Below are 13,592 nucleotides of genomic sequence, written 5' to 3'. Positions count from 1 at the left end.
ATCCCGCGGTTGCCCGGATTTGCAAAGCAGGCGGCAGTTCCTGCTTTTTCTGAAACAATGGCATCTGTTTTTTACCGACATTTGCCATCTATGGTGACCAGTTTAGAACAATTCAAAACCCCCTTTTTTATTGGTGTGGCCGGTGCCGGCATGAGCGCTATTGCACAGTATTTACAGGGTATTGGTAAAAACGTTTCCGGGAGCGACCGTTTTTTTAATGAAGGAAAGGCCGGTGATATAAAAGAAAAACTGGAAGCTGAAGGCATCCGCTGCTTTTTACAGAACGGGGAAGGGATCACTGCGGATACCGACCTGGTGGTAGCCTCAACCGCCATTGAAGATACAGTGGAAGAGATCCGGAAAGCAAGAGCGCTGAATATCCCCGTGATCCGTCGTTCTGAATTGCTGGCATTGATTGCCGCGAGTAAAAAGACCATTGCCGTAGGCGGTACCAGCGGCAAAAGCACCACTACAGGTATGTTGTTTGATATCCTGCAACAAGGAGGCCTGCAGCCCTCAGTGATCAGCGGAGCCGGGCTGGTTGCACTGATCAAAAAGGGAAGAATTGGCAATGCTTTTGTAGGCGCAGGAGACTGGCTGGTGATCGAGGCGGATGAAAGCGACGGATCCATTGTGCAATATCATCCCGAAGTGGGATTATTACTGAATATCGAAAAAGATCATAAGGAACTGGAAGAGCTGATGCAGGTGTTTGAAACTTTTAAGCATAACAGCAACCGGTTTTCTGTAAACCGGTCGAATGCACATTCGCTGAAATTGTCTGCGGACCCTGTAAATGATTTCTGTACGGATAAAAACTGTGCCGGCGCCGGATTCCAGGCAACCGGTTTTAAACAGGAGGGATTCCAAATATCCTTTATGCTCAATGGTCAATTATTTGAGCTGAACCTGCTGGGACATCATAATATGGAGAATGCGGTAGCAGCTGCCACGGCCGCTGCTCTGGCTGGTGTGCCCCTGGAAACCGCAGCCCATGCATTGAAACAATATGAAGGTATTTACCGGAGGGCGCAGGTGCTGGGGCAGAAGAACGGGGTTTGGGTGGTAGATGATTTTGCGCATAATCCGGTCAAATGTGCCGCCGCTATCCGGTCCTGCCAGCCGGTTTCAGATAAAGTAGTGGCATGGTTCCAACCCCATGGGTATACACCTACCAAATTTTTACGTAAAGAATTTGTGGAAGAGATCGGCAATGCATTAAGACCACAGGACGAGATCTGGATGAGCGAAATCTTTTATGCGGGAGGAACCACCACAAAGGATATTTCTGCGGGCGACCTGATCAATGACCTGAAAGCCGAAGGTAAAAATGCGTATTTTGTAGAAAACCGGGATCAGCTGCTTACTGCAGCGGGCGGTCACCTGCAACCGGGTACCACCCTGCTTTTAATGGGAGCACGCGATCCCTCGCTGGAACAATTTGCTAAAAAAATCTACAGCGAACTTTAAACAGCAGCTCTCGCTGCGGCGATCTGATTATAATTTTTGGGCTGGAAAAGGTAAAAGCACATGACCATGAGCAGGCTGTAATTGGTGGCATCGCTCGGGTTTTCGCCTTCAACGGAGCAAACGGCTACCGGCTTTTGTCCGGCTTCGTCAATAATTTCAATAACATTGTTATTGTCATTTTTAAAATTCAGGTAAAACCGTTTATCGTCTACTTCAATATATTTCTGACGTCCTTCCCTGGAGATTTTTCCCAATTCTGCTCCATACTCATTCTCCAATACCCGCTTATTTTTAAAAAGGCCTTTCTTTTTATAATGAAACAGTCTTTTTTCCCCATCTTTTGATTCCAGGTAAACCGAATCCGATTTCGGTTTGTATGCGAGGGTTAGCATTTTTTGACCATTGTACCACAATCCAAATCCGGTGTTCCCAAGGCTGGATGTAATAGTCTTCCATTGCATAACAAAAAATTTATGCTGCAAAGGTACAACCGTAAACAGCGCTTGCAGGCTCCTGTTAACAGAATTAATGTAAACTTAATACAAACTTAATGTTGAGTTCATTTTTTGCACATTCAACGCACAGAAAAGCGATTTTAAAAGGCAATTCATTGATTATAATCAACTTGGCATTCTTCCATGAAGGAGGAGATAGATCAGCACCAGCAGGATCAGCAGGATCAGAATGGAAAAATAAAGCCACCATTGCGGCTGCAGGTGTCGTTTGCTGCGCTCCTTTCTTTTCTTCTCTGTGCGTTTTTTAAGGTCGCGGTTCAGGGCTTCGGCGATCAGCAGTAGCCGTTCCGGATTTTCCACGTCCTGCAAACCCTCCACTGCATCATTGTAAAACGGATCCTCAAGCAGTTGCCGCTCTACCTCGTGCTCTTCCTCCCGGCCCAGTTCTTTCTTTAGATACCGGAGCAAGGTTTCCTGGCTCACCTCTTTATTTAAATGGGATAATATGTCTTTTAAATCTTCAGCCATTCTCTTTCTTTGCTTTTTTAAGCATTTTCTGGATCAGCAATTTCAGATTCCGTTTACCATTCTGAATATAACTTTTTACCTGCAACAGACTATATCCTTCCGATGCGCTGATTTCCTGGTAACTCTTTTTCTTCAGGTAAAACAAAATTACCGATTGCCGCTGCTCTTCGCTCAACGCGTCCAGGGCATCTTGCAAAAGTTCTGGACTGATGGGTGTTTTTTCATGGGCCTCTTCCGGATGATCAGTAATTTGAACGTTTTCCGTCAGCGCTACCGGAATATTCCGTTTTTTATCGCGTAATACTGTAAGACAATAATTTTTGGCCACCGTATACAGCCAGGATTTAAAATAATCGATCTTGTACTTATGTACTTCCTGCACTACCTTCAGGAAGATCTGCTGAACGGCGTCCTGTGCCTCAGTTTCGTCCTTCAGGTATTTCATGCATACACCAAAAAGCAACAATGTATACCGCTCCAGGAGCACGCCCAGCCACACACTGTCGTGGTCCTGCAGATACCGGCGGAGTAATTCCTGGTCGCCTATATGGTCATAACGGCTTTGGTTCACGCAAATAAAGGTATTTAAACTATTAATAAGATGCAAGAATACCCGGATTCCATACCCTTTGGAATTTAAACGATCGAATATTAGGGTTGGATATCAGATGCCAGATACAAGATATCAGACACCAGATGTCAGATATGGTCTATTGTCTACCTGTCGTCTAACGCCTGTAGAATGCCTACTGGAGGAAGTTCACGGAGCAGCAACGGCATTATCACTTCTACATTTAATATTTTACATTCTTAATTTTAAATTCCCGAAGGGGCCTATCTTTATCCTTCTTTAAAAAATAAAGCTATGAAATATGGGATCGTGGTAATGCCGGTAGCACCGGTTCGGAAGAAGCCGCATCATAAATATGAAATGGTGAACCAGTTGTTGTTTGGTGAAAAGGTTGCCATCCTGTCGTTTAAGGAAAAAGGCTGGTATAAGGTAAGAAGCCTCTACGATGGTTATAAGGGATGGGTTACCCATCATATGCTTCATGAAATCGATAAAGAAACAGCCCGAAGCCCGCTAATGCCCGCGCTGGCGGGCGATCTGTTAAATACGATCGGGGTGAACGGATTGCCAATGCACATCCCCATGGGCGCCAGCATCTGGGAACCTGTTCAGGGCCGCGGGAAGGTTGGGTTTTGGGAATACCATTACCAGGGTGCCGTTGCCGCACCTGCTGCAAACCCGGAGGAATATCGCGCGGCCATTGAAAAGCATGCCCGCCAATGGCTGAATGCTCCCTATTTGTGGGGCGGTAAAACCATACTGGGCGTAGATTGCAGCGGTTTTGCGCAAACGATTTTTAAAATGGCCGGGATTGCATTACTGCGGGACGCCTGGCAGCAGGCCCAGGAAGGCAAGCTGGTAAAAAAACTGCAGGATGCACAAATAGGAGACCTGGCATTTTTTGATGACCGCCAGGAAATTGTACATGTGGGCATCCTGTTAGGGCCAGACAGGATTATTCATGCATCGGGGAATGTGCGGATTGATACGATCGATAAAAAGGGTATCATCCGGCAGGATACAGGAAAGCGTACGCACCAGCTGAAACTGATCAAGCGCATGCCCCAATTTAATCCGCCGGAAGTGTAAACCAGTTCATATATTGCCTGAGGGAAAAATAACCACCACGGGGAACTGCCCGGTTATTGATGTAGTTCATTCGAAGGGCAACCAACAATGCCAGTTCGCCATCGTTTTTTAAATACCAGCCAATCGATATCGGTGGCGATGCAGATCCCCTGGATGTAAGGTTGGTAAGGGCGCCGTTGCGGATGCCCTTGACCTGGGTTAGTAAAATTTCTTCTCCCTGCGGGAGGTCTCTTTTTATTTTTTTGCAGATCCGTTTATATTCCTTTTGTACCGCTTTTGCTGTTTGAACGGTACTGTCGAAAAAACCGGTGATCTGATAAAAAACAAAGGTATCCAGCACTTGGTTCCGCTGCCGGATGACCAGCTCTTTTTCTCCCAAGAGCATTTCAACTCTCCGGGCGCGGATGGCAAATGGGTTAAATGTTTTATAATCGCCCTGTATATTAAAAAGGCTGGTATCTGTTTTCTCTGTATCGTCAGTAATTTTTAATTCCGGATCCGTTTTAACGGCGTTCACAAAGGCCGAAAACCGCCCGGCAAACGGATTAACCCTGAAATACTCCTTCACCACTTTATAAAACTGTTCCTGCGCGGAAGCCGATGCGGCAACGCCTACAAAAAACAGAATGGCAAGCAGGTGCTTCATTTCAAAAACAGTAATTAAGGCATTTCTTTGAACTTTTTCTTGTAGTAGTCGATCGCTTCCGAAATAATGGATAATGCCGTTTCCTTATCCTGGAAGGTATCAATCTCTACTTTTTTGCTCTCAAGCACTTTATATTGTTCAAAAAAATTACGCATTTCCAGCAGGAAATGATGCGGCAGTTCGTCAATGTTTTCGTAGTGGTTTACTGAAGGATCGTCAATGGCTACAGCAATGATCTTATCATCACGCTCACCGCTGTCAATCATTTGCATATTGCCGATTACCTTGGCTCTTACCAAACAAAAGGAGCGGATGGTTTGCGAGCAAAGTACCAGGATGTCCAGCGGATCATGATCCTGTCCAAGCGTTTTGGGGATAAAGCCATAATTGACCGGGTAGTGGAAGGATGAATAGATGACCCTGTCCAGTTTTAACAATCCCGTTTCTTTATCAATTTCGTATTTAGCACGTGACCCCTCCGGTATCTCAATGATTGCATTTACAATTTCCGGTGCGCCTGCTCCATAACTAACTCCGTGCCATGGGTGTGTGATTGTTGCCATCGTATTCATATTTTTTTGTCGATAAGGGATCGTCAGTTTCCCGTTCCTCGATTCAATCAAAAATAACAAGTTTTTTAATCGGAATGTTCTTCAGCCTCTATTTCTTGCAGACGGTTTATTTGTTGGGGGCAAACAGGTATTTAAAGTCTACCAGCCAGGTTCCGTCTTTCTTCACTACTTTCAGCGTGTCCTTATTGTCTTTGTAATAGGAGTTGGAATAAACGATAATGCTTACAGAATCGTTCAGCAATTTGCGCTGATGGATATTGATAGAGGCATCCCAGAGCCCTTGTTTTTCATCCGAACTGCGTGGCATGCGGGCCACAGCATCCAGTCGTTCGTCGTTTGCCGAATCATGCAGCATATAGGTGGCTGCGCTTTTAAAATTCCCCCTCAGGGCGGCCTGTATAAAATTGCGGGCGGCATCAATATCCGAATCACCAGGTTCGTTTTTATCCGACTTGTCGGGCAAACAGGCGGGCAATAAAAAAAGCAGGAACAAAAAGTAAAAACCAGTTCTTTTCATTCCTGCAAGATAAACAACTTTATGCTCTCTTACTGCTTATTTTGTCTTTTCCAGGCTTTTCCGGATCTCTTCCACCTTTTTAGGGTCCACATGTTTCAAAACGCTATCCGCCATTTTTTGCGCCTGCTCGGAATTTACCATTCCCTCGATCTCTTTCAGCTTTTGAGGATCCATATTCTTTAAAACGCTGTCGGCCATTTTCTGTGCCTGTTCTACCTGCTCCGGTGAAACATTGGGATGCTCCAGTCCTTCGGCACCCCCGGATTCCTGCATTTTGTTCATGCCCATTTTCATCAGTGCTGCCATGGAAAAATCTACCTTCCACTGGCCGTCTTCCTTCACCAGGGATATCTCGGAAGGATCCTGTTTTTTACTTTTGCTGCTTACTTTAACATATGCTGTATCGCCGGAAATACGGGGATCGCCGAACTCTACATCCCTGAATTCTTTTGCGGGGTCTGTTTTTTGGGCAGCGGTATCCATTTTCTGAGCCATATCCATTCCCTTTTTGATCATGTCCAGTGTGGATTTACTGTCTTTCGTAGCCAGCTTTGCCGCGCCGTCGATATCTTTTTTTGCAAGCAGTTCAAAGAAATGAACCAGGACCGCTTTGGGGTCATTGCTTGATTGACATCCTACAATACCTGCTACCAGCAGGAGGGCAACGGGCAGCAACTGAATAATTTTTTTCATAATGTAAATTGGTTTTAGAGTGCAAATGTAGGTACTTAATTACAGATAGCGTGCCGGATCACCGGGATAAGGTATGTGGGTTGAAAGATGAACCGCATTATTGTAACCGAATATAGCTGATATTTTTTACAGGAAGAGCCCAGTCATTTAAAAACAGGTCGTCGATCGAAATATAAACCGGTGCCGTCTGCCGGCGGATGACGGTTGAAAGGCGGCCATTCATACTTTTATTGACGCTTTTGAACACAAATTCCGAACAATACATCCGGTCGTTGGTATCGTAATTAAAAAAAAGATCAAAGGGAAGCCTGCTTTTATAGTGTTCCCGCACAATATTCATGAGCCGTTGCTGCTCTTCTGTCGCAAGACGGTAGCGGTAAACGGCGATCCGGTCGGTTTCACCTGGTTTGGAAAAGCTGTCCAGCGGTTCTTTCTTTAAAGCCTGGGAAGGGTTGTAGCTGCCGCCGATGGCGTGGTATACCCATACCGTATCGCCTTCTACGGCGATGATGCCGCAGTGCGAAAACGATGTATCCTTCCGGTTAAATTTCCGGGTAGCCTGGCTGGTGGCGTCAGTCCCGTTCCGGAGTATCAGGTCTCCCGAATGTAAAAGCGGCTTTAGCAGGTTCAGTTCCCGCTGTACCGAAAGCGTGGAATGTACGGCCGGCAATCGTTTGGTGTGGCAGCTGGTAAAAAGCAGCAAAAGAAAAAGGCGGCCCCATGGCCACCCTTTAAAGGTAAAATGGAATCTACCCCTGTTATTTTGTATGCTCCCGGTTAAAGCGCTGTTCCTGCTCTTCATGTTCATTGTGATACGCTTTAATAATGGCTTTTACCAGGCGGTGCCGCACCACATCTTCTTCATCCAGCTCAATATGACTGATGCCGGGAATGTTCCGCAGGATTCTTACGGCTGTTTGCAGCCCACTTTTCTGGTTCCGGGGAAGATCCACCTGCGTCATGTCGCCGGTAATGATGGCCTTGGCATTGGCCCCGATACGGGTCAGGAACATTTTTAATTGCAGGTCGGTGGCGTTCTGCGCCTCATCCAGGATGATAAAGGCATTATCCAGCGTACGTCCGCGCATATATGCCAGCGGAGCGATCTCGATCGTTCTTGTGGTCATATAATAGCCCAGCTTATCGGCAGGAATCATATCATCCAGCGCATCATAAAGCGGCCTTAAATACGGATCGATCTTTTCTTTGAGGTCACCCGGCAAAAAGCCCAGGCTTTCACCTGCTTCCACCGCTGGCCTTGTAAGAATGATCTTTTTTACCTGTTTGTTCTTTAAGGCCCTTACCGCAAGGGCAACCGCCGTATAGGTTTTACCGGTGCCCGCAGGCCCGATGGCAAAAAGGATGTCATTCTTTTCTGCTTCCTGCACCAGCTTTTTCTGGTTGGCCGTACGTGCACGAACGGATTTCCCATTAGGCCCGAATACCAATACTTCGTTGGGGTTTCGCTCCTGAAAATGATCGATCGTTTCCAGGTCATCGCCGCCCAGGATCTGGTCAAAATAGTTTTCACTCAAATGCCCGTTGCGTTCAATATAGGATACGATCAGGTTGATTTTTTCTTTAGCCTCAGCGATCTGCTCAGGGGCGCCGCTCAATTTTATCTGCGTGCCGCGGGAAAGTATTTTGAGTAGCGGGAATTTTTTCTTCAGGATATCCAGTTTGCCGTTGTTAACCCCAAAAAAATCAATGGGGTTCACTGTTTCCAGGTTAATAATTGCTTCTGTCAATGTTTTCCTTGTTTTATTTAAAAATCGTTCTTCTCAAATTTATACAACACTCTGTAAAATACTGAATTTATTTTATGCACAGGGTGTGTATTTTGTTAAAAAAGAATTGGGATATGAGATATGAGATTTGAGATATGACTGATCTCAATTCTGAATTCTGGATTCTCTATTCTCGATACCAATTAAATAATGTTATTTTGCCCAAAAAGTTTTTGTATGGCAATTATTGCTCCTTCTTTATTGGCAGCAGATTTCCTCCATTTGCAAGAGGAGGTGGAAATGGTGAACAAAAGTGAGGCGGCATGGCTGCACCTGGACGTAATGGACGGAATGTTTGTGCCCAATATCAGCTTTGGTCCTATGATCATTGAGTTCGTAAAAAGAGTCACAAAAAAGACCTGCGACGTGCACCTGATGATAGAGGAGCCTTCCCGGTATTTTGAGCAGTTTAAAAAAGCAGGTGCAGATCATATCAGTATCCATATTGAAACCTGTCCGCGGCTGCACCAGGACATTCAGCAAATAAAAGCGATGGGCTTAAAAGCAGGGGTAGCCATCAACCCGCACAATCCCGCCAGCCTGCTGAGCGATATTATTGCCGATGTGGATATTGTTTTGGTGATGAGCGTAAACCCGGGCTTCGGGGGACAAAAATTTATACCCAATACCTTGAACAAAATAAAAGAAATCAAAAACCTGATCGTGGAAAAAGGCTCCCATGCATTGATCAACATTGACGGTGGCGTAACCCTTGAAAATGCCGCGGAAATTGTAGCAGCGGGCGCCGATGCGCTGGTGGCGGGCAGCACCGTATTCAATGCCGCAGATCCCATAGAAGCCATCCGGTTGCTGAAGCAGGCATAACCGGCTATCTTCTTGTTGGCTGGAATGGCCCAGGAACCAGTGCTAAACAATAACGTGTCATGGCTGCTTTGCGAAATTTCGGGGGTTCGTTCTCTGCGGAAAAAAATATGCAAATGGCTTAAGCCAATACCGGATTTCGGGCGATGTGTTTGCGCTGATGTTGCTATCTTTGTGTCCAATTTTTTACTTATTAAAAACAAATGCTTATGTTAAAACGACTTTTTCTCTTGTTTTTTGTAGCGGGTTCCTGCAGTGCAGCCTTTGCACAGGTTCAGTTTGGTGTGCGCGGCGGCATCAACTTTTCGAACGCAGTTGTGAAGTATGCGAATGGCAATAAAATGCCAACCAACCTGCTGCCGGGGTTTCATATAGGCGTAACCGCCGACCTGCCTGTGGGCGAAGAATTTTCGATAAGTCCGGGCCTGTTGTTCAACACCAAAGGATATCAATACAAGGAGTCGGTTGGCGGCGTTGCTGTAACGCTGAACCAACATCCGTATTATCTTGAATTGCCCATCAATTTTACGTATAAGCCGGAGCTGGGCAATGGCCGCCTTTTATTAGGCGTTGGTCCTTACCTGGCTTATGGTATCGGCGGAAGATGGAAGGCCAAAGGCACTTCGGGTGGTTCAACAATCAGCAAAACCGGCAACCTTGAATTCAAGAATGATATTTCATCAACGGACAGCAGCTACCTGGATTTTAACAACATGAAGACCATTCCTTATGGAAAGCCTTTTGACGTGGGTGGTGCACTGCTGATGGGCTATGAGTTTTCAAATAAGTTTTCCATCCAGTTGAATGGCCAGATGGGATTGACGAATATTGTGTACAAGGTAGATGGGGCCGAAACCGGTGAGCAGCTTAAAAATATGCAATTCGGGCTTTCTGTGGGATACAAGTTCTGAACGCAGCGATCGTTTTAAAGAAATACCTGAGCCGGGTTATGAGCGGCAAACAAAATGTTCTAAAAATAAAAAAGCGGCTGTCTCAAAAGTCCGAAACCGTCATTTCGATTGAAGCGAAGCGAAACGGAGAAATCTCATTGCCTGGAAATGATGTATGGGAGATTTCTTAGCTTCACTACACTACGCTCGAAATGACAGACTTTTGAGACAGCCAATTTTTATTGATTATTGTGACCGGATTAAACGCCGATCGCAATCTTTAATACATCTTCCATCCGGCTTACATAATGAAATTTTAATCCTTTTATAAAGCCGGGTTCTACTTCTTCCACATCTTTCTGGTTTTGCAGACAAAGCATGATTTCCTTAAGACCGGCACGCTTGGCTGCCAGTATTTTTTCTTTGATTCCGCCCACTGGCAACACCTGGCCGCGAAGGGTGATTTCGCCGGTCATGGCCAGGTAAGGTTTTACCTTTTTACCTGTTAATGCAGATGCAATTGAAGTCATCATGGTAACACCCGCACTGGGGCCATCCTTGGGCGTGGCACCTTCCGGTACGTGTATATGGATATTCTTCTTTTGAAAAAGGGTGCTGTCGATATGGTATTTTTCCGCATTTGATTTGAGATAGGTGAGAGCGGTAGTTGCACTTTCTTTCATTACATTGCCAAGGTTTCCGGTGAGATGCAGTTCTCCCTTGCCATCGCTGAGACTGGACTCAATAAACAAAATATCGCCACCTACGTAGGTCCAGGCCAGTCCTACAGCCACACCGGGAAGATTTACCGTTTTATACAGATCGTTGCTGTACCGGGGCTTGCCTAAAATCTCCTGCACGTCTTCTGTGGTCAGGGGCGACTTTAACGGCTCGCCCATGGCCACTTTTTTGGCCTGGTTGCGCATTACGCTTGCCAGCACACGGTCCAGCTCCCGTACTCCGCTTTCGCGGGTATAATCGGCAATGAGCTGCGCCAGCACCTTGTCTGAAAAACGGACGTTGTTTTTCGCCAGCCCGTGCAATTCTTTTTGTTTTGGAATTAAATGGCGTTTGGCGATCTCAATCTTTTCCTCGATCGCATAGCCACTCAGATCGATGATCTCCAAACGGTCGCGCAGGGCGGGCTGTATGGTCTGAATATTATTGGCGGTTGCAATAAACAGCACTTTGCTCAGATCATATTCCAGTTCCAGGTAATTATCGTAAAAACTGTTGTTCTGCTCCGGGTCCAGTACTTCCAGCAAGGCGCTGCTGGGATCTCCCCGGAAATCATTGCCCACTTTATCAATTTCATCCAGTACAATCACCGGGTTGCTGCTCCGTACCTTGCGCAGTGATTGAAGAATACGACCGGGCATGGCACCGATATAGGTTTTACGGTGTCCGCGGATCTCGCTTTCATCGTGTAGTCCGCCCAAACTTAACCGCACATATTTGCGACCCAGGGCGCTGGCAATACTTTTTCCCAGGGATGTTTTGCCAATACCCGGAGGGCCCAGGAAACAAAGGATGGGGCTTTTCATATCCCCCTTTAATTTCAGTACGGCCAGGTATTCCAGGATCCGCTCCTTGATCTTGGCCATGCCGTAATGATCATGGTCCAGCGTTTTTTTGGCGTTGCCAAGATCGTAATCATCCTGCGTGTATTCCTCCCAGGGCAGGTCCAGCATCAGGTCAACATGGTTATATACCACAGAATAATCCGGTGTGCTGGGGTGCATCCGTTCCAGTTTCTCAATGCCTTTTTTAAAAGCTTCTTTTGCAGCCTCCGGCCATTTTTTCTGTTCGGCCTTTTTCTGCATTTCCTTTATTTCCTGGCTGTTGGTATCTCCGCCCAGTTCCTCCTTAATGCTTTTGAGTTGCTGCTGTAAAAAATATTCCCGTTGTTGCTTATCCAGTTCTGTACGGGTCTTATTGGTAACCTTGTTCTTTAATTCAACAAATTGCAGTTCCTTTTGCAACAATTGCATCAGGCTGCCTGCCCGCTCCCGGATATCGTTCATTTCCAGCAGCTGCTGTTTTTCTTCAACGGATGTATTGAGGTTGCTGCTTACAAAATGAATAAGGAAGGAGGCTTTCTCAATATTCTTCAGAATAATGGAAGCTTCGGAGGGTATATTGGGCGATTGCTGTATAATGTTGGTGGCCAGGTCCTTTATATTGGCGATATGTGCCTCAAAATCTACGTCAGTGGGTACTTCGGTGTCCTGGATTCTTTTAATGGCGGCTTTAAAATAAGGGTCATTGCTGCTTATTTTTTCTATAGAGAACTTATTCCGTCCCTGTATAATGACGGTGGTGCCCCCGTCGGGCATTTTGATGAGCTTAATGATCTTGGCAATGGTGCCGATCCGCTCAAGGTCTGCCGCTTCCGGATTTTCCTGGTTGCTGTCTTTCTGTGCAACCACGCCTATAAATTTATTCCCCTTATAAGCGTCATTTACTGCGAGGATACTTTTATCTCTGCCAACGGTTATGGGCAGTACAACCCCGGGAAACAACACTGTATTTCTTAAGGGCAGGATTGCAATTTCATCGGGTATTTCATCCAGATTTTCATCCCCTTCATTTTCATTGAGCGGAATAATGGGCAAAAAGTCCATCTCGTCTTCTGGTCTAAATTGAATATCGAACTTCATAATCTTTTTTAACAGGACAAACTGGCATAGCCTGTTGGGTACGCCGGTTTTTTTTATTGAACATTTAGCAGGTCAATTGTAATGCCACAAACAAAAATGCGGAAAGATTGGCGGTTTTAAAACTAAAAAATACCCCTGTAACAGTGCCGGAGGGGAGCATGACTTCATCCCGGCAGATGCCCGAAACGGGGCAAGCCGGGAACGGTTCCCAGAAAATGCCTTTAAGTATTAAAAACTAACTATTTGCGATAAGAGCCGGGCGCACTTCTATAATGCAAACCCCACCGCCACCTGCAAGGCCTGGTTTTTCCATTTTTCCTGGCTGGACAGGTCGCTGATATTACTCAATCCGATCACATACCTGCCGGATACCCGCAGTGCATTAAACTTCAATTGCACACCGCCAACCATTGAAAAGTCTCCTTTTTTAAAAGCTTCTTCTCCGTTCTGCAACAGGGTTTTGCTGGAACTGGTTAAAACACTGAACTGCGGGCCTGCTTCAATATGCAAAGGACCGGCCAGCTGCAGGTTCAACAGGATGGGTATCGAAAGGTAATTCAATTTCGCCTTTGTCTGATCTTTGTTAAAATCCGGTAATACATTTTTAAAGCTGGTATCCCGGGTGCTGGAAGCCTGCGAATAAATCAGCTCCGGATTAACACTCAATTTCTGGCTTATGCCAATTTCCGCGAAAAAACCAACCAGGTAATTGTAGTTAAATTCTTCCTTAAAACTCTTACCATCGATCTTGGTAGCATTTACACCTGCTTTAGCCCCGATATGAAATTGGGCGTGCAGGGAGACTGTAAAAAAGGTACTAAGGATGAAAACGGCAGTAGTTTTTATTGTGCGTATCATAAAATGAGGGTTGTTTAAATAATAAAATTAGACA

15 protein-coding genes are annotated in these 13,592 nt (G+C 45.7%); 4 read left to right on the top strand and 11 right to left on the bottom strand.

Annotation, left to right across the window (positions count from 1 at the left end; genetic code table 11):
- Positions 1–90 precede the first annotated feature (90 nt).
- Positions 91–1,470 carry a UDP-N-acetylmuramate--L-alanine ligase gene (locus tag LL912_RS13770; protein ID WP_235554155.1) on the top strand — a complete coding sequence of 460 codons (1,380 nt, stop codon included), beginning with the start codon at positions 91–93 and terminating at the stop codon, positions 1,468–1,470.
- Here the strand turns inward: LL912_RS13770 and LL912_RS13765 are convergent.
- The 3 genes from LL912_RS13765 to LL912_RS13755 form a co-directional block, all read right to left on the bottom strand.
- On the bottom strand, positions 1,467–1,931 hold the full coding sequence (locus LL912_RS13765; RefSeq protein ID WP_235554154.1) for a hypothetical protein: 465 nt from the start codon (positions 1,929–1,931) through the stop codon (positions 1,467–1,469). The two genes, LL912_RS13770 and LL912_RS13765, sit on opposite strands and share 4 nt — an antisense overlap.
- Before the next feature lie 159 nt (positions 1,932–2,090).
- Positions 2,091–2,453, bottom strand: coding sequence for a hypothetical protein (locus LL912_RS13760; RefSeq protein ID WP_235554153.1), 363 nt, complete (start codon positions 2,451–2,453; stop codon positions 2,091–2,093).
- Complete coding sequence (locus tag LL912_RS13755) at positions 2,446–3,024, bottom strand: RNA polymerase sigma factor (RefSeq protein WP_235554152.1); 579 nt, start codon at positions 3,022–3,024, stop codon at positions 2,446–2,448. Before LL912_RS13755 ends, LL912_RS13760 begins: the two co-directional genes overlap by 8 nt.
- Positions 3,025–3,318: 294 nt before the next feature.
- On the opposite strand from LL912_RS13755, the gene LL912_RS13750 reads away from it, so the two are divergent.
- Positions 3,319–4,113 carry a C40 family peptidase gene (locus LL912_RS13750; protein ID WP_235554151.1) on the top strand — a complete coding sequence of 265 codons (795 nt, stop codon included), beginning with the start codon at positions 3,319–3,321 and terminating at the stop codon, positions 4,111–4,113.
- Here LL912_RS13750 and LL912_RS13745 read toward each other — a convergent pair.
- The 6 genes from LL912_RS13745 to LL912_RS13720 all read right to left on the bottom strand — a co-directional run bounded on the left by LL912_RS13745 (position 4,094) and on the right by LL912_RS13720 (position 8,289).
- Positions 4,094–4,759, bottom strand: a complete 666-nt coding sequence (locus tag LL912_RS13745; RefSeq protein WP_235554150.1) for a hypothetical protein — start codon at positions 4,757–4,759, stop codon at positions 4,094–4,096. The two genes, LL912_RS13750 and LL912_RS13745, sit on opposite strands and share 20 nt — an antisense overlap.
- Positions 4,760–4,773: 14 nt before the next feature.
- Positions 4,774–5,322 carry an inorganic diphosphatase gene (locus LL912_RS13740; RefSeq protein ID WP_231007725.1) on the bottom strand — a complete coding sequence of 183 codons (549 nt, stop codon included), beginning with the start codon at positions 5,320–5,322 and terminating at the stop codon, positions 4,774–4,776.
- A 115-nt stretch (positions 5,323–5,437) separates the two neighbouring features.
- On the bottom strand, positions 5,438–5,848 hold the full coding sequence (locus tag LL912_RS13735) for a nuclear transport factor 2 family protein (RefSeq protein ID WP_235554149.1): 411 nt from the start codon (positions 5,846–5,848) through the stop codon (positions 5,438–5,440).
- A 36-nt stretch (positions 5,849–5,884) separates the two neighbouring features.
- Entirely contained in the window at positions 5,885–6,541 is a 657-nt protein-coding gene (locus LL912_RS13730) for a DUF4878 domain-containing protein (protein ID WP_235554148.1), read from the bottom strand.
- A gap of 97 nt (positions 6,542–6,638) precedes the next feature.
- Entirely contained in the window at positions 6,639–7,349 is a 711-nt protein-coding gene (locus LL912_RS13725; protein ID WP_235554147.1) for a YiiX/YebB-like N1pC/P60 family cysteine hydrolase, read from the bottom strand.
- The gene (locus LL912_RS13720; RefSeq protein ID WP_235554146.1) at positions 7,300–8,289 is read right to left on the bottom strand and encodes a PhoH family protein; all 990 of its coding nucleotides are present in this window, start codon (positions 8,287–8,289) and stop codon (positions 7,300–7,302) included. The genes LL912_RS13725 and LL912_RS13720 overlap by 50 nt, the downstream gene beginning before the upstream one ends.
- Before the next feature lie 216 nt (positions 8,290–8,505).
- Between LL912_RS13720 and rpe the strand changes: the two genes are divergently transcribed.
- Complete coding sequence (gene rpe, locus LL912_RS13715) at positions 8,506–9,153, top strand: ribulose-phosphate 3-epimerase (protein ID WP_235554145.1); 648 nt, start codon at positions 8,506–8,508, stop codon at positions 9,151–9,153.
- A 206-nt stretch (positions 9,154–9,359) separates the two neighbouring features.
- Positions 9,360–10,061: a porin family protein gene (locus LL912_RS13710; protein ID WP_235554144.1), complete on the top strand. Its 702-nt coding sequence runs from the start codon at positions 9,360–9,362 to the stop codon at positions 10,059–10,061.
- Between the two features lie 239 nt (positions 10,062–10,300).
- Here the strand turns inward: LL912_RS13710 and lon are convergent, their stop codons facing one another.
- Both lon and LL912_RS13700 read right to left on the bottom strand, forming a co-directional pair.
- The gene (lon, locus tag LL912_RS13705; RefSeq protein WP_235554143.1) at positions 10,301–12,700 is read right to left on the bottom strand and encodes an endopeptidase La; all 2,400 of its coding nucleotides are present in this window, start codon (positions 12,698–12,700) and stop codon (positions 10,301–10,303) included.
- Positions 12,701–12,967: 267 nt separating this feature from the next.
- A complete protein-coding gene (locus LL912_RS13700) occupies positions 12,968–13,558 on the bottom strand; it encodes a porin family protein (RefSeq protein WP_235554142.1) in 591 nt (196 codons plus the stop codon).
- Between the last annotated feature and the right edge of the window lie 34 nt (positions 13,559–13,592).

This window comes from Niabella agricola (genome assembly GCF_021538615.1).
Classification (GTDB): domain Bacteria; phylum Bacteroidota; class Bacteroidia; order Chitinophagales; family Chitinophagaceae; genus Niabella; species Niabella agricola.
This window is presented reverse-complemented; position numbering and strand designations above follow the sequence as displayed.